This window comes from Kitasatospora sp. NPDC002543 (assembly GCF_053594915.1).
In genome coordinates this window covers 1-20,516 of record NZ_JBSFWR010000006.1, presented here as the reverse complement: position 1 = coordinate 20,516, position 20,516 = coordinate 1, and the positions used below count along the sequence as shown (strand labels likewise).

Annotated in this window: 15 protein-coding genes; 4 read left to right on the top strand and 11 right to left on the bottom strand. The window is 74.5% G+C overall.

What is annotated here, in order from left to right; all coding sequences use genetic code 11:
- Positions 1-33: 33 nt before the first annotated feature.
- Both ACWD4P_RS04500 and ACWD4P_RS04495 read right to left on the bottom strand, forming a co-directional pair.
- Positions 34-1,677: an MFS transporter gene (locus tag ACWD4P_RS04500; protein ID WP_449778540.1), complete on the bottom strand. Its 1,644-nt coding sequence runs from the start codon at positions 1,675-1,677 to the stop codon at positions 34-36.
- Between the two features lie 165 nt (positions 1,678-1,842).
- Positions 1,843-3,573, bottom strand: coding sequence for a DUF885 domain-containing protein (locus ACWD4P_RS04495; RefSeq protein ID WP_449778539.1), 1,731 nt, complete (start codon positions 3,571-3,573; stop codon positions 1,843-1,845).
- 120 nt (positions 3,574-3,693) lie between these two features.
- On the opposite strand from ACWD4P_RS04495, the gene ACWD4P_RS04490 reads away from it, so the two are divergent.
- Positions 3,694-4,449, top strand: coding sequence for a TetR/AcrR family transcriptional regulator (locus tag ACWD4P_RS04490; protein ID WP_449778538.1), 756 nt, complete (start codon positions 3,694-3,696; stop codon positions 4,447-4,449).
- Between the two features lie 42 nt (positions 4,450-4,491).
- Here ACWD4P_RS04490 and ACWD4P_RS04485 read toward each other — a convergent pair whose 3' ends face one another.
- From ACWD4P_RS04485 to ACWD4P_RS04450, 8 genes are all read right to left on the bottom strand, one after another.
- On the bottom strand, positions 4,492-5,343 hold the full coding sequence (locus tag ACWD4P_RS04485) for a fumarylacetoacetate hydrolase family protein (protein WP_359827505.1): 852 nt from the start codon (positions 5,341-5,343) through the stop codon (positions 4,492-4,494).
- Positions 5,344-5,569: 226 nt separating this feature from the next.
- Positions 5,570-6,772 carry a serine/threonine-protein kinase gene (locus ACWD4P_RS04480; RefSeq protein ID WP_449778537.1) on the bottom strand — a complete coding sequence of 401 codons (1,203 nt, stop codon included), beginning with the start codon at positions 6,770-6,772 and terminating at the stop codon, positions 5,570-5,572.
- Positions 6,773-6,873: 101 nt separating this feature from the next.
- On the bottom strand, positions 6,874-7,863 hold the full coding sequence (locus ACWD4P_RS04475; RefSeq protein ID WP_449778536.1) for an ABC transporter substrate-binding protein: 990 nt from the start codon (positions 7,861-7,863) through the stop codon (positions 6,874-6,876).
- A 96-nt stretch (positions 7,864-7,959) separates the two neighbouring features.
- Positions 7,960-8,712 (bottom strand): amino acid ABC transporter ATP-binding protein, encoded by a 753-nt coding sequence (locus ACWD4P_RS04470; RefSeq protein ID WP_359827514.1) that lies wholly within the window; start codon positions 8,710-8,712, stop codon positions 7,960-7,962.
- 53 nt (positions 8,713-8,765) lie between these two features.
- A complete protein-coding gene (locus ACWD4P_RS04465) occupies positions 8,766-9,806 on the bottom strand; it encodes an amino acid ABC transporter permease (protein ID WP_449778535.1) in 1,041 nt (346 codons plus the stop codon).
- A 50-nt stretch (positions 9,807-9,856) separates the two neighbouring features.
- Positions 9,857-10,804: an ABC transporter substrate-binding protein gene (locus ACWD4P_RS04460; protein WP_359827501.1), complete on the bottom strand. Its 948-nt coding sequence runs from the start codon at positions 10,802-10,804 to the stop codon at positions 9,857-9,859.
- 10 nt (positions 10,805-10,814) lie between these two features.
- Positions 10,815-11,363, bottom strand: a complete 549-nt coding sequence (locus ACWD4P_RS04455) for a GNAT family N-acetyltransferase (protein WP_449778534.1) — start codon at positions 11,361-11,363, stop codon at positions 10,815-10,817.
- Positions 11,364-11,371: 8 nt separating this feature from the next.
- Complete coding sequence (locus ACWD4P_RS04450; protein ID WP_449778533.1) at positions 11,372-12,550, bottom strand: LLM class flavin-dependent oxidoreductase; 1,179 nt, start codon at positions 12,548-12,550, stop codon at positions 11,372-11,374.
- 626 nt (positions 12,551-13,176) lie between these two features.
- Between ACWD4P_RS04450 and ACWD4P_RS04445 the strand changes: the two genes are divergently transcribed.
- A complete protein-coding gene (locus ACWD4P_RS04445; RefSeq protein ID WP_359827498.1) occupies positions 13,177-14,136 on the top strand; it encodes an amino acid ABC transporter permease in 960 nt (319 codons plus the stop codon).
- Positions 14,129-16,087, top strand: a complete 1,959-nt coding sequence (locus ACWD4P_RS04440) for an FAD/NAD(P)-binding protein (protein ID WP_449778532.1) — start codon at positions 14,129-14,131, stop codon at positions 16,085-16,087. The genes ACWD4P_RS04445 and ACWD4P_RS04440 overlap by 8 nt, the downstream gene beginning before the upstream one ends.
- Before the next feature lie 6 nt (positions 16,088-16,093).
- On the opposite strand, the gene ACWD4P_RS04435 is transcribed toward ACWD4P_RS04440, so the two are convergent.
- Positions 16,094-17,932 (bottom strand): protein kinase domain-containing protein, encoded by a 1,839-nt coding sequence (locus ACWD4P_RS04435; protein WP_449778531.1) that lies wholly within the window; start codon positions 17,930-17,932, stop codon positions 16,094-16,096.
- 144 nt (positions 17,933-18,076) lie between these two features.
- Here ACWD4P_RS04435 and ACWD4P_RS04430 point away from each other — a divergent pair, with 144 nt between their 5' ends.
- Positions 18,077-20,356 carry an FdhF/YdeP family oxidoreductase gene (locus ACWD4P_RS04430; protein ID WP_359828083.1) on the top strand — a complete coding sequence of 760 codons (2,280 nt, stop codon included), beginning with the start codon at positions 18,077-18,079 and terminating at the stop codon, positions 20,354-20,356.
- Positions 20,357-20,516: the final 160 nt, after the last annotated feature.

Below are 20,516 nucleotides of genomic sequence, written 5' to 3'. Positions count from 1 at the left end.
CCGGAGGTTGACTGCAAGACCTTGCTGCAAGTTTCAGTCGGCCGGTGGCCGCTCCCGACCCGTCTCCGCGGGAGCCTCGGCTGCGGCCCTGACGTTCGCCCTGACATCGGCCCGGGCGACGGCCCGCGGGCTCGGCCGCCCGTCCGCCGCCCGCACCGCGGACACCTGGGCGGCCCGGGCGGCGGAAGGCGCTTCCGCCGCCTCCCCGACCGGCACGGCGGTGGCCTCGGCGGGCGCCGGCCGGTGGTCGATCATCAGCACCGCGATCAGCGCGGCCAGCAGCAGGACACCCATCGCCACCCAGGTCGCGACCACGTAGCCGTGCACCGCGCCCTGGGCCCGCACCGCCGGATCGGAGGCGATCCGGGTGGCCAGGAAGCTCGCGGTGGCGCTCGCGGCGACCGTGTTCAGCAAGGCGGTGCCCACCGAACCTCCCACCTGCTGGGCCGAGTTGAGTGTGGCCGCGGCCGCGCCGGCCTCGTTCGGGGCGACCCCGAGGGTGGCCAGGCTCATGGCCGGCATGAAGACCAGGCCCATGCCCAGGCCGATCAGCAGCTCGGCGGGCAGCACCATGCCGGCCCAGGGGCTGCCGACCCGCATCTGGGTCAGCCAGGCCATGCCGCCCGCGGCCAGCAGCAGCCCGGGGCCGACCAGGTAGCGGGTCGGCACCCTCGTCATCATCCGGGCCGCGAAGCCCGTCGAACTCAGCACGATCGCGACCGTCATGGGCAGGAACGACAGGCCGGACACGACCGGCGAGAAGTGCTTGATGGCCTGGAGGTAGTAGGTCAGGAACAGGAACAGGCCGAACATGCCGACCATCGCCAGGCCCACCGAGAGCGCGCCGCCGCCGCGGTTGCGGTCGGCGACGATGTGCAGCGGCAGCAGCGGGTTCGCGGTGCGCCGCTCGACCAGGACGAACACCGCGAGCAGCGCCGCGCCCAGCAGCAGCGAGCCGACCACCAGGGCGTCGCCCCAGCCCCGGTTCACGGCCTCGGAGGTGCCGTAGACGACCGCCAGCAGGCCGCCGCAGCCGAGCAGCGCCCCGGGCAGGTCCAGCCGCGTCCGGCGGCTCTTCTCGACGTGGTCGCGGTTCAGCACGCTGAACGCCGCGAAGGCGGTGACGGCGGCGATCGGCACGTTGACGAACAGGCACCAGCGCCAGTCCAGGTACTCGGTCAGCAGGCCGCCCGCGATGAACCCGATCGCGGAGCCGCCGCCGGCGATCGCGCCGAAGATGCCGAAGGCCGTACTGCGTTCCCGGGGATCGGAGAAGGTGGTGGAGAGCAGCCCCAGCGCGGAGGGGGCGAGCAGGGCGCCGAACGCGCCCTGGAGGGCGCGGGCGCCGAAGAGCATGGCCGGGTCGACCGCCGCGCCGCCGAGGGCGGAGGCGAGGGCGAAGCCCAGCAGGCCGACGGTGAACACGCGCTTGCGGCCGAAGAGGTCGCCCAGCCGGCCGCCGAGCAGCAGCAGGCCGCCGAAGGCGAGCGTGTAGGCGGTGATCACCCACTGCCGGTCGGCGTCCGAGATGCCCAGCTCCCGCTGGGCGGACGGCAGTGCGATGTTCACGATGGTGATGTCGAGCACGATCATGAGCTGGGCGGTGGCGATGACCGCCAGCGCCCACCAGCGGCGGCGGTCCGCGTCCTCATGACCCGTGGCGGTTTGCGCAGGCACTGGTCGAGCCTTCCGGAGTGGGGGCGGAGAGGTCACGCAGTCGCCTTCCAGCCAAACCCCGACCCGGACGGATCGCAAGGAAAAACCTTGCCAAATCAGACCTTCGGGACAAAATAACCAGGCCCCCGGGACTCCGGACCGAGTACCGGGGGCCTGCTTCGGGCGTCAGAGCGCCGAGAGCTCCTCGACCAGGTCGTCCAGCCCCAGCGAGCCCTGCGAGAGCGCCGCCATGTGCCAGGCCTTGAGGTCGAACTCCTCGCCGCGCGCCTCGTGCGCCGCCTTCGCCGCCGCCCGTCCGCGCAGCCAGGCGCGCTCGCCGAGCTTGTAGCCGATCGCCTGGCCGGGCAGGCCCAGGTAGCGGACCAGCTCACTGTCCAGGACGTCGGCGGACAGGCCGCAGTACAGGCCGAAGAACTCCCGGGCGTGCTCCGGGGCGACCGGCTCGCCCGGGCGGTACGGGGAGTCCGCCGGGAAGTCCAGGCCCACGTGCATGCCGATGTCGACGATGACCCGCAGCGCGCGCATCATCTGCGCGTTGAGGTAGCCCAGCCGGTGGCCCGGGTCGGTGAGGTAGCCGAGCTCGTCCATCAGGCGCTCGGCGTACAGCGCCCAGCCCTCCAGGTTGGCGCTCACCCCGCCGAGGCTCACCTGGTAGGTGGAGAGCCGGTCCGCGACGTAGTTCCACTGCGCGAGCTGCAGGTGGTGGCCCGGGACCCCCTCGTGGTACCAGGTCGAGACCAGGTCCCAGGTCGGGAAGCGCTCCCGGCCGAGCAGCGGCAGCCAGGTCCGCCCGGGACGGCTGAAGTCCAGCGAGGGAGCGGTGTAGTACGGCGCGGCGGCGCTGCCGGCCGGGGCGATCCTCGACTCGACCCGGGTGACCGGCTCGGCCAGGTCGAAGTGGGTGCCCTGGAGGTCCCGCACCGCCCGGTCCATCAGGCCCTGGAGGTACTCCCGGGCCTCCTCGGCGCCCTCGATCGCCGGACCGTCCGTCTCCAGCCACCGCATCGCCGCCAGCAGGCCCTCGCCCGGGCGGACCTTCTCGGCCTCGGCCTCCATCTGCGCCAGCAGGTCGTGGAACTCGCTCCAGGCCCAGGCGTAGGCCTCGTCCAGGTCCAGGTCGGCACCGGTCCAGTAGCGCACCCAGCGGGCGTAGCGCTCCCGGCCCGCGGTGTCCGGGGCGCCGGCCGCCGCCGGGCCGTACACGTCGCGCAGCCAGTCGCGCAGCTCCGCGAGCGCCTCCGAGGCCGCCTCCGCGTGCTTCACCAGCTCGGGGCGCACGCTCTCCGGCGCGTCCTGGACGAACTGGCCGAACCAGCCCGCCCGTCGCCCGCCGTCGCCCTCGGCCGGCGCGTCCTCGCCCAGCCACTCGGCGAACTGCCCGAGCACCGTGGTCACCTGGCGCGGGCCGGACAGCAGGCCGCGCTCGACGCCCTCGGCCAGCGTCCGCCGGTACTGCTCGAACGCCGCCGGCACCCTCGCCAGGCGGCGGCCGATCACCTGCCACTCGGCCTCGGTGTCGGTGCCCATCAGGGTGAAGGACTCCCGCAGGTCGTGCACCGGGGAACCCAGGTTGCGCAGCGAGCGGAAGCCCTCCCCCGCCTCGTGCACGGCCAGTTCGGCGGTCAGCCGCTCGCGCAGCAGCCGGGCGCAGCGGCGCTCCGCCTCGTCCTCGGCGGCGCCGGCCCGCTCGGCCTCGTCGAGCCGGGCCAGGGTGCGGCGGGCGAGGTCGGCGATGGCCTCGGCCCCGGCCGGGGAGAGGTCGGGCAGCCGGTCGTCGTCGAGGTTGACGCCGAGGTAGACCGCGGTCAGCGGGTCGAGCTCGGCCAGTTCGCGGACGTGGTCGTCGGCGATGCGGCGAGGGGTGGCGCCGTCGGCGGTGATCAGTTCTTCAGGCATTCCGACATCATTTCGCGGCGGGCCTGCTTTGCAACCCCTTTGCGAGCGGGGTTCGCCTGCGAAAAATCCGTTCCGCGCGACCGGATCCGATCCGTCCGCAGCCCATTACGCTTGGCCGCCATGGAAGCCAGCCCCGCCCCCGCAGCCGGACAGGCACCCGCCCCCGACGCCCCCGAACCGCGCCCGCGCCGCACCGGCTACCGGCGGCTGCCGGTCCAGCAGCGGCGTGAGCAGCTGATCTCGGTCGCCCTGGAGCTGTTCGCCTCCCGGCCGCCCGAGGAGGTGAGCCTGGACGACGTCGCCGAGGCCGCCGGGGCCTCCCGCCCGCTGGTGTACCGCTACTTCGCCGGCGGCAAGCAGCAGCTGTACGAGGCCGCGCTGCGCACCGCGGCGGACGAGCTGACCAGCCGCTTCGCGGTGCCGCTGAGCGGGCGGCCGTCCGAGCAGCTGGCGGCGGTGCTGGACGGCTACTTCGCCTTCGTGGCCGAGCACGACGCGGGCTACTCGGCGCTGCTGCGCGGCGGTTCGGTGGTGGAGACGGCCCGCACCTCGGCGATCGTGGACGACGTCCGGCGGGCCGCGCTGCGGCGCACGCTGCGCCACCTGGGCGTCCGGCAGGCCGGGCCGCGGCTGACGCTGCTGGTGCGCTCGTGGATCGCGGTGGTCGAGGGCGCGTCGCTGAGCTGGCTGGACGAGGGGCGGACGCTGCCGGTGGCGGAGCTGCGCGACTGGCTGGTGGACCAGTTCACCGCGATGGCGGCGGCGACGGCGCTGCACGACCCGCAGACGGCCGAGGTGCTGGCGGGGGTGCTGGCGCTGGAGGGACCGCGGCCGGAACGCGTGGAGCGGCTGCGGGCGGTGCTCGGCCCGGCGTGACGTTCCCGACCCCCGTGCCAAGGGCCGGGACGGCCTACGCCGTCACGCCGCGCCGAGCACCTGGCGCTGGCGGCCCAGCCCGTCGACCTCGATCTCGACCACGTCGCCCGGGGCGAGGTACGGCGTGCCGGGGCGGCCCAGGGTGACCCCGGCCGGGGTGCCGGTGATGACCACGTCGCCGGGCTCCAGCACCATGAACCGGCTCGCGTAGCGGACCAGTTCGAGCACCGGGAAGACCATCTCCGCGGTGCTGCCGTGCTGGCGCTGCTCGCCGTTGACCCAGAGCCGCAGGGTCAGCGCCTGCGGGTCCGCCACCTCGTCGGCGGTGACCAGCCAGGGCCCGAGCGGGGTGAAGGTCTCCGCCGACTTGCCCTTGTCCCACTGGCCGCCGCGCTCGAACTGGAAGGCCCGCTCGGTGACGTCGTTGGCGATCGTGTACCCGGCGATCACCCCGGCCGCCTCGGCGTGCGAGTCCAGGTAGCGGGCGGTGCGGCCGATCACGACCGCCAGCTCGGCCTCGTAGTCGGTCTTCTCGCCGCCGCGCGGCACCAGCACCTCGTCGTACGGGCCGACCACGGTGGAGCTCGGCTTGAGGAAGATCACCGGCTCGGCCGGGATCGCGGCCCCGGCCTCGGCGGCGTGGTCGCGGTAGTTGAGCCCGATGCCGACCACCTTGCCCGGCCGGGCCACCGGAGCGCCCACCCGCAGGCCGTCGAGGTCCACCACCGGCAGGAGGCCGGCGGCCGCGTCCCGGGCCAGCGCGGCCGGGTCCAGCCCGGCCAGGAAGGCCCCGTCGAGGTCACGGGTCCGCCCCGAGAGGTCGTACGCGGTACCGTCGCCGCCCAGGACGACCGGGCGCTCGGCGCCCGCGGGTCCGACGCGCAGGAGCTTCATCGATCCGTCACCAGCCTTTCGTCGCAGCTCACCGGGGCGGCGCGGACGCCGACCCGAGTCCGGCAACGAGGTATACCAACGCGCCGGGGCGGCGGGCCAGACCGTCCCGGTGAGCGGGATCCTCCCGGTTCCCGCCCCGGCCGCGGGCCCGGTTCGGCGGCCCGCACGGTTGACACCCGGCGGGCCCGGTTCGGCGGCCCGCACGGTCGGCACCCGGCGGGGCCGCTCAGGAGGGGCCGCCGAGCAGCTCCCCCAGGGTGAACGGCCGCGGCAGGCCCGGGCCCAGCCGGGCGGCCTCCCGCTGCCAGTGCGCGAGGTCGCGCCGCGCGTCCGCCCGGGCCTCCGGGGTGGCGCCGGGCAGTCGGGTCAGCCCGTCCAGCAGTGCGACGGCGGCACCCGGGCTGCCGTCCCGGGCCAGCCAGAGGGCCAGGTCGTGGCAGGTGCGCAGGGTGCGCGGGTCCTCCGGGCCGCAGATCCGGGCGAAGTCGGGGACGAGCGCGGTGAGGATCTCCACCGCCTCCGCCGCCGAGCCGGCCTCGCCGTGCTGCCAGGCGCGGTCGGCCCGCCGGCGCAGCTGCTCCGGGCTGGGGTCGTCCGGGCGCAGCACCCCGGGCTGGACGCCGCGCAGCCGCTCCAGCACCTCGGCCGCGCCGGACGGCCGCTGTTCGGGCCGCTTGGCGAGCAGTTCGGCGATCAGCCCGGCCAGTGCCGGGTCCTTGCTGCGCACCCGGGGCGGAACCTCCTCCAGGTGCTTGTACATGTACTCGGCGGCCGAGGCGGCGCGGAACGGGCGGGCACCGGCGCAGACCTCGTACAGCATGATGCCGAGCGCGTAGAGGTCGGCCCGGCCGTCCACCGCGCCGCCGGACCAGCACTCGGGGGCCAGGTACGGGACGGTGCCGACCACGTTGCCGGTGGAGGTGAGCCGGACGGTCTGGGTGACCAGTCGGGCGATGCCGAAGTCCAGGACCTTGGCGCGCTCGTCCCCCTCGGTGATCATCACGTTCTCGGGCTTGATGTCCCGGTGGACGATCCCCGAGCGGTGCGCGGCGTCCAGCGCCTTGCACACGTGCCGCATCCAGCGCAGCGCCTGCTTGTGGTCCGGCCGCCCCGTCCTGAGCACCTCGGACAGCACCCGGCCGCGGACCAGCTCCATCACCAGGTACGGGATCTTGCCGGAGGCCGTCTCGGTCCAGCCGTAGTCGTACACGGTCACGATGTGCTGGCTGTTGAGGCTCCCGGCCGTCCGGGCCTCGCGGACGAACCGGCTGACCGCCTCCCGGTCGGTGGCGTGCTCGGCGAGCAGCACCTTGACCGCGACCTCCCGGTCGATGGTCGTGTCGGTCGCCCGCCAGACCACCCCGAAACCGCCCCTGCCCAGCTTCTGCTCCAGCCGGAAGCGTCCGCCGAGCACCTCGCCCTGCTCCATGCCCTCCCCCAACTCGACCGCGACCGCACGCCGTTCGCCGTCGGAGGGGTCACCATAGCGGCGGGCGGGGACGAACGGGTGAACGAGCCCGGACCGGTGCGCTACGGCTTCGGCCTGGGCAGTCCGGGCGGGTTGATCTCGGAGGCCGCCACGGCCTCGGTGTCCAGGCCCCAGCGCTTGAGCACCTGCCCGTAGCTGCCGTTGCGGATCACCTCGTCGATCGCCCCGTTCAGCGCCCTGACCAGCCCGTTGTCCTTCCGGGTGGTCGCCGCGATCTTGCCGATGACGTCCGCGCCGCCGCCCGAGTAGGTGCCGACGACCTCCGTCTGGCCGGTCTGCACGGCGTGGAAGGCCAGACTGGGGTTGGGGCCGCTGTAGACCTCGATCCGGCCGGAGGAGAGCGCCAGGTAGTACTCGGTGCCCTGGAAGTACTTGATGTCGATCGGCTTGAGGCCGTTCCTGACGTTCTCCTCGCTCCAGGAGACCAGCAGCTTCTCCTGGTTGGTGCCGGTGGCGACGCCGACCGTCTTCCCGGCGAGGTCCCGGGCGCCGGTGACCTTGAGGCCGCTGCCCTTCTTCGCCTCGAAGCCGAGGACGTCCAGCCGGTAGGTGGCGAAGTCGTACTTCTCCTTGCGCTCCTCGGTGACGGTGATGTTGGAGAGGCCGACGTCGTACTTGCCGCTGTCCAGGCCGACGAAGATGTTCTCCCAGGAGACCGGGTTGAACTCGACCCTGAGGCCCAGCACGTTGCCGATCAGCGAGGCGAGGTCCGGCTCGACGCCGATGACGGTCCTGTCGTCGTTCGCGTAGAAGTCCAGCGGCGGGGTGGTGCCGATCGAGTCGACCACGGTCAGCGTCCCCTTCTTCCTGATCTCCTCCGGGACGAGCGCGGCGATCGCGTCGACCTTGGGCGTGGTGACCCGGTTCTGGTTCGGCGACAGGTTCACCACGGTGCCGTCGGGCGCGGTGCCGCCCCCGGCCGGGGCGAGGTCCGCCGCGGCGCCCGTGGCGGTGCTGCCGCAGCCGGCCAGGGCGAGGGCGGCGGCGAGCGCGCCGGCGGCGGTCACGAGGGCGCGGCGGGGTAGGGGCACGGCGGGACTCCTGCTCGGTGAAGGTGGCGTGGTGTCTGGGCGGGGCGGGGGCGGGGAGCGGGCTGGGTACGGGTGGGTCGGTGGGGAGCGGGCGGGTCAGAGCACCTTGGCCAGGAAGGCCCGGGTGCGCTCGTGCCGCGGCCGGTCCAGGACCTCGGCGGGCGGGCCCTGCTCGACCACCACGCCGCCGTCCATGAAGACCACGGTGTCGGCGACCTCGCGGGCGAAGCCGATCTCGTGGGTGACCACGATCATCGTGGTGCCGCTGCGGGCCAGGTCCTTGATGACGTCCAGCACCTCGCCGACCAGCTCCGGGTCGAGCGCCGAGGTCGGCTCGTCGAACAGCAGCACCTTCGGCTCCAGCGCCAGCGCCCGGGCGATCGCCACCCGCTGCTGCTGCCCGCCGGACAGCTGCCGGGGGTAGGCGGCGGCCTTGTCCGCCAGCCCGACCCGCTCCAGCAGCGCCAGCGCCGTCGCCCTGGCCTCGGCCTTGGGACGGCGCAGCGCGGCGACCGGCGCCTCCACCAGGTTCTCCAGCACGGTGAGGTGCGGGAACAGGTTGAAGTTCTGGAACACGAAGCCGATGCCGGTGCGCTGGCGCAGCACCTCGCGCTCCTTGAGCTCGTACAGCCGGTCCCCGGAGCGGCGGTAGCCGATCAGTTCGCCGTCGATGGCGACGTGGCCGCGGTCCAGCTTCTCCAGGTGGTTGATCGCGCGCAGCAGGGTGGACTTGCCGGAGCCGGACGGGCCGAGCACCACGGTCACCGAGCCCGCCGGGACGTCCAGGTCGACGCCGCGCAGCACCTCCAGCCGGCCGAAGCTCTTGTGCAGGCCGCGGACCTGCACCATCGGGGCGGCCGGGGGCGGTCCGGCCGGGTTCGGGCCGGGCTTCGTCAGGGTGGTCACGGCTGTCCTCCGGAGGTGCGGGCGGCGGCGGGACGGATGCGGGCGGCGGCGGGACCCGTGCCCGACCGCAGGCCGCGGGCGAAGGCCCGGGCGCGCTGCCAGGGGGTGGGCGGCGGGGTGCGTCGGGTGCCGCGGGCGAAGCGGCGCTCGACGTAGTACTGGCCGATCGAGAGCACGGTGGTCAGCAGCACGTACCAGACGGTGGCGACCATCAGCAGCGGCACCACCCGGCCGGTGCGGCCGTAGATGACCTGGGCCTGGTAGAAGAGCTCGCCGATCGCCATCACGTAGACCACCGAGGTGCCCTTGAGCAGCGAGACCACCTCGTTGGCGGCGGCCGGCAGGATGCCGCGCATGGCCTGCGGCAGCACGATCCGCAGGCCCTGGCGCCAGGGCGGGATGCCGAGCGCGGCGGCGGCCTCCCGCTGGCCGGCGTCCACCGCGACGATGCCGCCGCGGATGATCTCGGCGGCGAACGCGGCCTGGTGCAGCCCGAGGCCGAGCACCGCCGCGCCGAGCGCGCCGAGCACCCCGACCGTCTCGACGTCGCCGAAGGTCGGGCCGAAGGGGATGCCGATCCCGAACCGCTTGTACAGGTAGGAGAGGTTGAACCAGAAGACCAGCTGGACGATCAGCGGGATCGAGCGGAACACCCACACGTAGGCCCAGGCGATGGACCGCAGGATCGCGCTGCGGGACAGCCGCATCGCGGCCACCGCGGCGCCCAGCAGGAAGCCCAGTACCGTGCCGTAGGCGGTGAGTTCGAGGGTCCGTCCGATCGCCCGGAGGATGGTGTCGGCGGTGAAGTAGAGCCGGAAGGTCGCCCAGTCCCAGCCGGGGTTGGTGGCCAGGCCGTGGGCGAACTGGGCGAGCACGACCAGCGCGGCGAGCCCGACGGCCCAGCGCCAGGGGTGGCGGGCGGGGACGGTCCGCAGGCCGGCCAGTTCGTCGAGGTCGAGGGCGGCCGGGGCCGGGGCCGGCCCGGACGGGGGCGGGGGTGTCGGCGGCGTCGGCGGCGCCGCGGTGCTGACGGTCATCGGGGACTCCTTGGACGGCGGGCGGCGGGCGGCGGGCGGGGCAGCGGCGCTCAGGCGTGCTCGGGCGGGCTGATCTGCGACTCCGTGATCGCCGACTCGGCGACCCCCCACTTGCGCAGGATCCGCTCGTACGTCCCGTCCTTGATCAGCTGGTTGACCGCCGCCTGGAGGGCCGGGGCGAGCTTCGAGCCCTTCTTCAGCGCGAAGCCGACGTCGAGGCGGTGGAACTCGCCGAGGAAGCGGGTCCCGGAGGCCTCCTGCGCGGCCTGGTGGCGCAGGCCGTTGATGGTGGACATCACGACGTCCACCCGCCCCTGCTGGAGGCCGGTCAGCAGGGCGCCGCCCTCGCTGAACGCCTTGACCTCGTACGGCTTGCGCCCCGCGTCGGCGCAGACGTTCCGCCGGCTGTTGAGGGTGGTCTCGAAGGTGGTGCCGGCGCCGGTGCCGACGGTCAGTCCGCACAGCTGGACGAGGTCGGTGACCGGCTGGATCGCGGTGTTGTCCTTCTTCACCGCGAAGCCCTGGCCGTCGTCGATGTAGGTGACGAAGTCGATGGTCTTCAGCCGGGCCGCGGTGACCCCGAAGTTGCCGGTGCCGACGTCGAACTTCCCGCTGTCCAGGGCGGGCAGGATGGTCTCGAAGGCGGCCTCCTCGCGCTGCACGGTCAGGCCGAGCAGCTTGGCCACCGCGTCGGTGAAGTCCACGTCGATCCCGGCGGGCTTCTTGCTGACCTGGTCGGCGTAGAACGCGCTGGGCGGCGAGCCGAAGGAGGAGCCGAACTTCAGCGTGCCGGCCCTGCGGACCTCCTCGGGCAGCAGCGCGGCGGCGGCCTCGGAGGTCCGCAGGCCGGAGACGAGGTCCTCGGTGGCGGTGGCGGCCGGACCGCCCGCCACCGCCGCGCCCGCGATCTTCGGGTCCGAGCCGCAGGCGGCCAGGGCCAGGACCGGCAGCAGGGCGGCGGTCGCGAGCAGGCGGCGGCGGACGGTGCTGGTTCTCACGGGGGGCCTTTCAGGAGGTCGGGGCCAGGACTGGCAACTGCTCCGCGGCGGCGGGCAGTTGCTTCTCGAAGGGGAGCGGGCCGATGGTCAGGGGGTCGGCCGAGACGTCGAACAGCGGGGTGTAGCCGGCCGCCAGGTAGAGGCCCTTGGCCTCGGGCTGACGCGGTCCGGTGGTGAGGTAGAAGCGGGTGTAGCCGGCCGCGGCCGCCGTCCGCTCCAGTTCGGCCAGCACCCGGCGGGCCAGGCCCCGGCGGCGGTGCGCGGAGTGCGTCCACATCCGCTTCACCTCGGCGGTGGACTCGTCGCGGCGCTTGTAGGCGCCGCCGGCCACCGGCTCACCGTCCTCCAGCAGGAGGAGCAGCACGCCGTGCGGCTCGGCGAAGGCCTCGTTCGGGTAGCGGGTCATCTCCTGGTGCGCCTCGGGGCCGTACCGGGTGACGTACTCGTGGGTCAGCTCGCGCAGCAGCGGCTCGGCCAGCGGGTCGTCGACGGCGACCCGGCGGAAGTCGGCCGCGGGCGACGGGGCCGCGCCGACACCGATGCTCGAACCCGCGCTCACGCCCCCGCTCACGCCTGCGCCGCGATCAGCTGGTGGCGGTCGCGCTCGGCCCGGGCGGCCCGGGCGGCCGCGGCGGCGTCCCGCTTGGCGACCTCCTCGCGGACGATCGGGATGACGTACCGGCCGAAGTCGATCGCGTCGTCCACCAGGTCGTAGCCGCGCGCGGAGAGGATGTCCACGCCGAGGTCGTAGTAGTCGAGCAGCGCCTGGGCGACCGTCTCCGGGGTGCCGACCAGCGCGTTGGAGTTGCCCGCCCCGCCGGTGGCCGCGGCGGTCGGGGTCCACAGCGCGCGGTCGTAGCGCTCGCCGGCCTCGGCGATCTCGATCAGCCGCCGGGAGCCGACGTTCTCGGGTGCCACGGCCCCGGGTGCCACGGGCTCGGGCGTCACGGCACCCGGGGCGGCCCCCGGCCGGTTCGCGCCCCGGCGGGCCCGGATCGCGGCCACCGTCCGGTGGGCCTTCTCCCAGGCCAGTTCCTCGGTCGGCGCGATGATCGGCCGGAACGCCACCTGGATCCGCGGCACGTCGGTGCGCCCGGCGGCCCGGGCCGCCTCCTTCACCCGCTCGATCTGCTCGGCGGTGCGGGCCAGCGGCTCGCCCCAGAGGCAGTAGATGTCCGCCTCGGCGCCGCCGGCCGCGTAGGCCGCGTCCGAGGAGCCGCCGAAGGAGACGTCGGGGCGCGGGAGTTGGACGGGGAAGACGTCCGAGACGAAGTCGTTGAAGCGGTAGTACGGGCCCTCGTGGTCGAAGGGCTCCCGGCTGGTCCAGGCCTTCTTGACGATGCCGATGTACTCGCGGGTGCGCTCGTAGCGCTGGTCCTTGGTCAGGAAGTCGCCCTCGCGCTGCTGTTCGTGGTCGTTGCCGCCGGTGATGAAGTGCACGGTCAGCCGGCCGTCGCTGATCCGGTCGAGGGTCGCGAAGGTCTTGGCCGCGAAGGTCGGGTAGGAGACGTTCGGCCGGTGCGCCAGCAGGATCTGGAGGCGGTCCAGGTGCGAGGCGAGGAAGGCGGCCGCGGCGGCCGGCTCCGGGGCGCCGGCCCCGTAGGCGAAGAGCACCCGGTCCCAGCCGTGGTCCTCGTGCGCCCGGGCCAGCCGCAGGGTGTAGTCGCGGTCGAAGGCGGCGGTGGTGCGGGCGGTGGTCTCCGAACCGTCGCCGGTGGCGGCGATGCCGAGGAATTCGACGGGCATGGCGGAACCTTTCGGGTGGGCGGGACTCCGTCGGGCCGCGGGTGGGCAGCCCGGAGGCGGCCGCGGCGGGGCGGCCGTCGAGCGGGGTGGCGGTGGAAGCGGGGGTGACGGTGGAAGGAGTGGGGAGACTGCCGGAGCGCAGTGCCGGTTCATCGGCTTCGTCGGCGGCAGCGGGGGCGCCCGGCGCGTCGCCGGCCGGCGGCCGACGGAACCGGCCGCGACGGGGCGGACCGAGGGAGGGCTCCCCGTCGGGGGATCAGGCCGGACGGGCGGCCCGCTGCCGGGTCAGCCGCGACACGCCGCGGACCACACCCGACCGAAGTCGATGTGGTCGCGACTGACCAGGGGCTGCTCGGCGTACATGGCCCCAAGTTGAACAGTCGGCCGATCGGTACGTCAACCATCCATCATTGCCGCACTGTTGCGATCTCCTGTCGCTTTTCCTACACGCCCCGACCGACCCCTTCCCCACCCCGATCACCCTTGACAGCCGTCGATCGCGCATGCGTACGATCGGCGCGGAGTGCAGTGCCATGCGCCGGCCGTGTTGAGGGACACGGGCCGCGCCCCGCGTACGTGACCACCGCCGTACCCTCCCGCCCGCACTCCGCCCAGGAGCCGCCGCCATGGCCACCCCGCAGGACGTCCTGCCCGCCCCCTCCCTCGTCGACCGCCCCACCGCGCCACCCGCCACCGAGGCCCGGATCGTCGCCCGCCGCAAGCCCGGTCAGTGGGCCGCCGCCGCCGTCGCCCTGCTGCTGGCCGCGATGGCGCTCAACTCGGTGATCCGCAACAAGGCCTTCCGGTGGAGCGTGGTCGCCGACTGGTTCACCGCCCGCTCGGTGCTCAACGGGCTCACCCTGACCCTCTGGCTGACCGCCGTCACCCTCGCCCTCGGCTTCCTGCTCGGCACCCTCCTCGCCACCATGCGGCTGTCCGCCAACCCGGTCCTGCGCACGCTCAGTTGGGCCTACATCTGGGTGTTCCGCTCCACCCCGCCGCTGGTGCAGCTGCTGTTCTTCTTCAACATCGGCGCGCTCTACCCGACCCTCGGCCTCGGCATCCCGTTCGGCCCCGAGTTCGTCACGGTGCGGACGGTGAACCTGATGGGCCCCACCCTGACCGCCGTCATCGGCCTCACCCTGCTGGAGACCGCGTACGCCGCCGAGGTGATCCGCGGCGGCATCCTCTCCGTGGACCGCGGCCAGCTGGAGGCGGCGTCCGCGCTCGGCCTCGGCCGGTGGCGGGTACTGCGCCGGATCGTGGTGCCGCAGGCCATGCGGGCGATCGTGCCGACCGCCGGGAACATGCTGATCGGGGCGCTCAAGGGCACCAGCATCGTCAGCGTGCTGGCCGTCTCCGACCTGCTCTACTCGGTGCAGCTGGTCTACCTCCAGTCGTACCAGGTCATCCCTATGCTGATGGTCGCCACCATCTGGTACCTGGTGGTCACCACCCTGCTGTCCATCGGCCAGTACTACGTGGAACGGCACTTCGCCCGGGGCGCCACCCGCGACGGCCTGCCGCCCACCCCGCTGCAGCGGGCCCGGGCGGCCTTCGCCAGGGTGGTGCGGGCACATGAGTGAGCGCAGCGGGCGAATCATCGCGGACAGCGCCCTCGTCATCGTCGGGGCCGGCCCGCGCGGCACCGCGCTGCTGGAGCGGCTCGCCGCCAACGCCGCCGAACTCCTGCCCGCCGGGCGACCGTTGGCGATCCACCTGGTCGACCCGTACCCGCCGGGCGGGGGCCGGATCTGGCGCCACGACCAGTCCCCGCTGCTGCGGATGAACTCGATGGCGGAGGACGTCACCATGTTCACCGACGAGCGCTCCACCCTCGAAGGGCCGGTCCGCCCCGGCCCCTCGCTGGCCGAATGGGCGCCGCGGCAGGAGGAGTTCGCGCCCTACCGGACGGTCGCCGACCCGGCCGTCCGGGCCGAGCTGCGCACCCTCGAACCCACCGACTTCCCCACCCGCCGGGCCCAGAGCGCCTACCTGGACTGGGTGTTCCGCCGCGCCGTCGCCGACCTGCCGGCACACGTCACGGTCACCGTCCACCGCGACACCGTCCGGCGGATCGAGGGCCCGGCCGACGGCCCGCAGACCGTCCACCTCACCGACCGGACGCTCACCGCCGACCACGTCGTCCTCACCCTCGGCCACCTCGACTCCGCCCCGCACCCGCGCTTCGCCGCCGACGCCGAGTTCGCCGCCCGGCACGGCCGCTTCCACCTCCCGCCCGCCTACACCGCCGACACGGCCGCCGAGCTGGCGGGCCTGGCCCCCGGCGAACAGGTGGTGGTGCGCGGCCTCGGCCTCGCCTCGGTGGATCTGATCGCCCTGCTCACCGAGGGCCGCGGCGGCCGCTTCGAACCCACCGGGGACGGGCCCGCGCTGCGCTACCTCCCGTCCGGGCGCGAGCCGGTGCTCCACCTCGGCTCGCGGCGCGGCGTCCCGTACCACTCCAAGACCGGCTACCGCCTCCAGGGGCCGCCCGCCCCGCTCCCCCGGTACTTCGACAAGGCCGCCGTGGACGCCGTGCTCGCCACCGGCGGACCGCTCGAACTGCGGCGCGACTTCTGGCCGTTGATGGCCAAGGAGATCGGCTTCGGGCACTACCACGAGCTGTTCCACGCCCACCCCGAACGCACCGCCCTGCCCTGGCCGGAGTTCCTCGCCCGCTACGACCGCCACGGCTGGTACTCCCCCGAACTCGCCGCCCTGGTCGCCGAGGCCGTCCCCGACCCGGCCGACCGGATCGACTTCGAACGGCTCGACCACCCGCTGGCCGGGCTCGAACTCGGCACCGACGAGGAGCTCCAGGCCCACCTGCGCGGGTACGTCACCGCGGACGCAGACCGCCGCGCCGACCCCGCGCACAGCGCCGACCTCGGCGCCTTCCTCGCCCTGCTCTCCCTGTTCGGCCAGCTCCCCCGGGTGACGGCGAGCGGCCGGCTCACCGCCCGCTCGATCGCCGAGGAGGTGGACGAGTGGTTCTTCGGCTACTTCAGCTTCCTCGCCTCCGGCCCGCCCGGCTTCCGGCTGCGCCAGCTGCTCGCCCTCTCCGAGGCCGGGGTGGTGCGCTTCCTCGGTGCGGACGTGCGGGTCGAACGGGACGAGGCGAGCGGCACCTGGCGGGCCTCCGGCGCCACCGTGCCCGGCCACCGCGTCAGCGCGACGGCGCTGGTCGAGGCGTACCTGCCCAAGCACGAACTGGCCCGCACCCTGGACCCGCTGCTGCGCGAACTGCACCGCACCGGCCGTGTCGTCGAGGAGGTGGTCACCGACCCGGACCACACCCACCGCTCCGGCCTGGTCACCATCGCCCCCGCCGACAGCCGGCTGCTCGACCCGGCCCTCGGCGGCGCCCCGCACCCGCGCCGCACCGCCCTCGGCCCGCACACCAGCCTGCGCGCGGCCGCCGCCTTCGCCCGCCCCCGCACCGACGCCCCGGGCTTCCGGCAGAACGACTCCGCCGCCCGCGCCCTGCTCCGGGCCCTGGCCGCCCTCCCGGCGGCCCCGGCACTGGTGGGGTGACGCGGGCTACGAGCCGAAGATCTCCTCCACCAGATCCTCGTCCGAGACGTAGGCCGGAGCGGCGGCCACCCGCTGCCCGACACCGCCGACGCCGGTCCCGCGCTCCAGGGCGCGGGCCGGCTCCTCGGGGGAGAGCCCGGCGTGACCGGCGTCCCGGATCCGCCGTACCAGCGCCGCCGCCGCGGCCCGGTCGATCCGTCGCTTCAGCCGGCGGACGGCCCGGCCCGCACGGTCGCGGCGCCGCGACCGCTCCCGGTACTCCGCCAGGTCCGCCGCGGCCCGGACGCAGAGCCGGTCCTGCCCGCCGAGGACCTCGACGAGCCGGGGCAGCAGTTCGCCCAGCTCCAGCGCGGCGGTCCGGAAGTCGCCCCGCCGGGCCCGGCACACCGCGAGGTCGTACCGGGCCCGGAGGACGGGGGCGCCCCACGGACCCCAGGTTTCCCGCATCGCGGGCAGGAGTTCGGTCAGCAGGCGGATCGCGGTGACCGCCTCGCCGCTGTGCCGGACCAGCCCGGCCAGGTCGTACCGCACCTCCACCGTGCGGGCGTCGCCCGGCCCGAGGTCCTCCACCAGCTCCTGGAGCCTGCGGACGGCCTCCGCCGCCTCGCCGGCCCGGCCGAGGCGGTCGGCGAGGTCCCGCCGGGCGGGGACGACCTCCGGGTCGACCGCCCCGAGCGCCCGCGCGGCGCCGTCGACCAGCGGCCGCAGCAGGCGCAGCGCCTCCGTGTCGGAGCCCTCCCGCTCCGCCGCCCGCAGCCCCTCCCGCAGCCGGCCCCGGACGGCCGCCTCGTCCTCGACGGCGGCCGGCGGCAGGTCGGGCCGGTCCGGGCGGTCCGGACGGTCCGGGCGGTCCGGAGGGACGGGCCGCGGCGGATCGGGCAGCACCAGCGGCGGCCGCCCCACCGGCTTCAGGTTCGGCTGCCGGATCCGGCCGCGCGGCCGGACCTGCCGGGCGGCGGCCCGCCGGGTGGTCGGCGCGGGCCGGACGGGCGGTGCCGGGGGCGGCTCCTTGCCCTCCGCCAGGTCCGCGAGCCGGCGCGCGACCGTCCGGGCGTCGGCCGGCCGGTCCTGCGGGTCCTTCGCCAGCAGCTCGGCGAGCAGCACCGGCAGGTGCGGCGACAGCCCGTGCCGGGCCGGGTCCACCGCCGGCGGCGGCTCGTTGAGGTGCTGGTACATCAGCACGGGCGTCGAGTCCCCCGCGAACGGCCTTGCCCCGGTGCAGAGTTCGACCAGGACGCAGCCGAGCGCGTACAGGTCGGCCCGTCCGTCCACCCGGTCGCCGGTCCACCGCTCGGGGGCCATGTACGGCGGGCTGCCGATGACCGTCCCGACGGTGGTCAGCCCGGCCGCGCCGGTGTCCAGCTGGGCGATGCCGAAGTCCAGCACCTTCAGCTGCCCGGTGTCGGTGATCATCACGTTGTCCGGCTTGATGTCCCGGTGCACCATGCCCGCGTCGTGCGCCGCCGCCAGCGCCTCGCAGATCTGCCGCCCCCAGCGCAGGCTCTGCTCCGGGTCCGGCAGCCCCGCCCGGATCACCTGGGTCAGGGTGCGGCCGGTGAGCAGTTCCATCACCAGGAAGGTGACCTCCCGGTCCTCCTCCGTCCCGCACTGGCCGAGGTCGTGCACGGTGACGATGTGCGGGTGCGACAACTGGCCCGCGGCGTGCGCCTCGCGGACGAACCGCAGCGCCGCCTTCGCCTGGTCGCCGTCGTGGTGCCCGATGACCTTGACCGCCACCGAGCGCCCCAGCCGGAGGTCCTCGGCCCGCCACACCACCCCGAAGCCGCCCTGCCCGAGCTTCTGCACCAGCTCGTACCGGTCGTCCAGGACGTCCCCGAGTCGCACGCGCCCTCCCCCGTCGGCTGTGTCCCACAGACTCTAGCGACGCCGCCCGCCGCCCTCCCGCCGCCCCCGGCCAGGTGGAAGGATGGACGGCGGGCCCCGCGACGACGCGGCGGCCCGGACCAGCAGAGCCCGAGGAGAGCGGCCATGGCCAAGCAGGCCCCGCAGAGCGACCCGGCCCAGGACGCCCCCGAGGTGTCCGCGCCCCAGCACGCGGCCGCCGGGCTGCCCGCCGTCGGCCACAGCCTGCGGATGGCCGCCGAGCAGATGGGCGCCCGCCGCACCCTGGCCACCCTGCTCAAGGTCAACCAGCAGAACGGCTTCGACTGCCCGGGCTGCGCCTGGCCGGAGCCGGACAAGCCCCACACCGCCGAGTTCTGCGAGAACGGCGCCAAGGCCGTCGCCGAGGAGGCCACCGAGCGCCGCATCCGCGCCGAGTTCTTCGCCGCCCACCCGGTCGCCGACCTGGCCGGCCGCTCCGGCTACTGGCTCGGCCAGCAGGGCCGGCTCACCCAGCCGATGCTGCTCGACGAGGGCGCCACCCACTACACCCCGGTCTCCTGGGACGACGCCTTCGCGCTGATCGCCGAGGAGCTGAAGGCCCTGGACACCCCGGACGGCGCCGCCTTCTACACCTCCGGCCGGACCAGCAACGAGGCCGCCTTCGCGTACCAGCTGTTCGCCCGCCGGCTCGGCACCAACAACCTGCCGGACTGTTCCAACATGTGCCACGAGTCCTCCGGCTCGGCGCTCACCGAGACGCTCGGCGTCGGCAAGGGCAGCGTCGGTCTGAAGGACCTCTACCAGGCCGACCTGATCATCGTGGCGGGCCAGAACCCGGGCACCAACCACCCCCGGATGCTCTCCGCGCTGGAGCGCGCCAAGCGGGCCGGCGCCACCGTCGTCAGCGTCAACCCGCTGCCGGAGGCCGGCCTGGAGCGGTTCAAGAACCCGCAGCACGCCCGCGGCCTGGTCGGCCACGGCACCAAGCTGACCGACCTCTTCCTGCAGATACGCCTCGGCGGCGACCTCGCGCTGTTCCGCGCGCTGAACCGGATCGTCCTGGAGCAGGACGGCGTCGACCACGGCTTCGTCGCCGAACACTGCCACGGCTTCGAGGAGTTCGAGGCCCAGGCGCGGAAGACCGACCGCGACGAGGTGCTCGCCGCGACCGGCCTGCCCTGGGAGCAGATCGAGGAGCTCGGCCGGCTGGTGCTGCGGTCCGAGAAGATCATCGTCTGCTGGGCGATGGGCCTCACCCAGCACAAGCACGCCGTGCCGACCATCCGCGAGGTGGTCAACTTCCTGCTGCTGCGCGGCAACGTCGGCCGCCCCGGCGCCGGGGTCTGCCCGGTGCGCGGGCACAGCAACGTCCAGGGCGACCGGACGATGGGCATCTTCGAGCGCCCCGGCGCCGCCTTCCTGGACGCGCTGGGCGGGGAGTTCGGCTTCGAACCGCCGCGCGAGCACGGCCTCGACTCGGTGGACACCATCCGCGCGATGCGCGACGGCAGGATCGGGGTCTTCTTCGCGATGGGCGGCAACTTCGTCGCGGCCACCCCCGACACCGAGGTCACCGAGGCCGCGATGCGCCGCTGCCGGCTGACCGTCCACGTCTCCACCAAGCTCAACCGCTCGCACGTGGTCACCGGCGCCCGCGCCCTGATCCTGCCCACCCTGGGCCGCACCGACCGGGACGTCACCGCCCGCGGCGCCCAGTTCGTCAGCGTCGAGGACTCGATGGGCCAGGTGCACGCCTCGCGCGGCGGCCTGCGCCCGCCCGCCCCCGGGCTGCTCTCCGAGACCGCGATCGTCTGCCGGCTCGCCCGCACCGTGCTCGGGCCCGGGGACACCGTGCCGTGGGAGGACTTCGCCGCCGACTACGACACCCTGCGGGACCGGATCGCCCGTGTCGTGCCGGGCTTCGAGGACTTCAACGAGAAGGTCCGCCGCCCCGGCGGCTTCACCCTGCCGCACGGCCCCCGGGACTCCCGCACCTTCCCGACCGCGACCGGGAAGGCCAACTTCTCCGTCAACCCGCTGACCGCCCCCGAGGTCCCGCCGGGCCGGCTGCTGCTCCAGACCCTGCGCTCGCACGACCAGTACAACACCACGATCTACGGCCTCGACGACCGCTACCGCGGCATCAAGGGCGGCCGCCGGGTGGTCCTGGTCAACCCCGCGGACGCCGAGGAGCTCGGACTCGCCGACGGCCTGTACGTCGACCTGGTCAGCGAGTGGACCGACGGCGTGGAGCGCCGCGCCCCGCACTTCCGGGTCGTCCACTACCCCGTCGCCCGCGGCGGGGCGGCGGCCTACTACCCCGAGACCAACGTCCTGGTGCCGCTCGACTCCACCGCCGACGTCAGTAACACCCCCACCTCCAAGGCGGTCGTGATCCGCTTCGCCCCCGACAGCGGCGAGTAGCCGCCCGCGCACCGGTCCCGGGCCGGCCCCGCACCGGTCCCGCACCGGTCCCGGCCCGGCCCCGGACGGCACGGAGGCCGCCCCGCCGGCGGCGCACGACGCGGGCATGGTGCACCGGGACATCAAGCCGGACAACGTGATGATCACCGACACCGGGCAG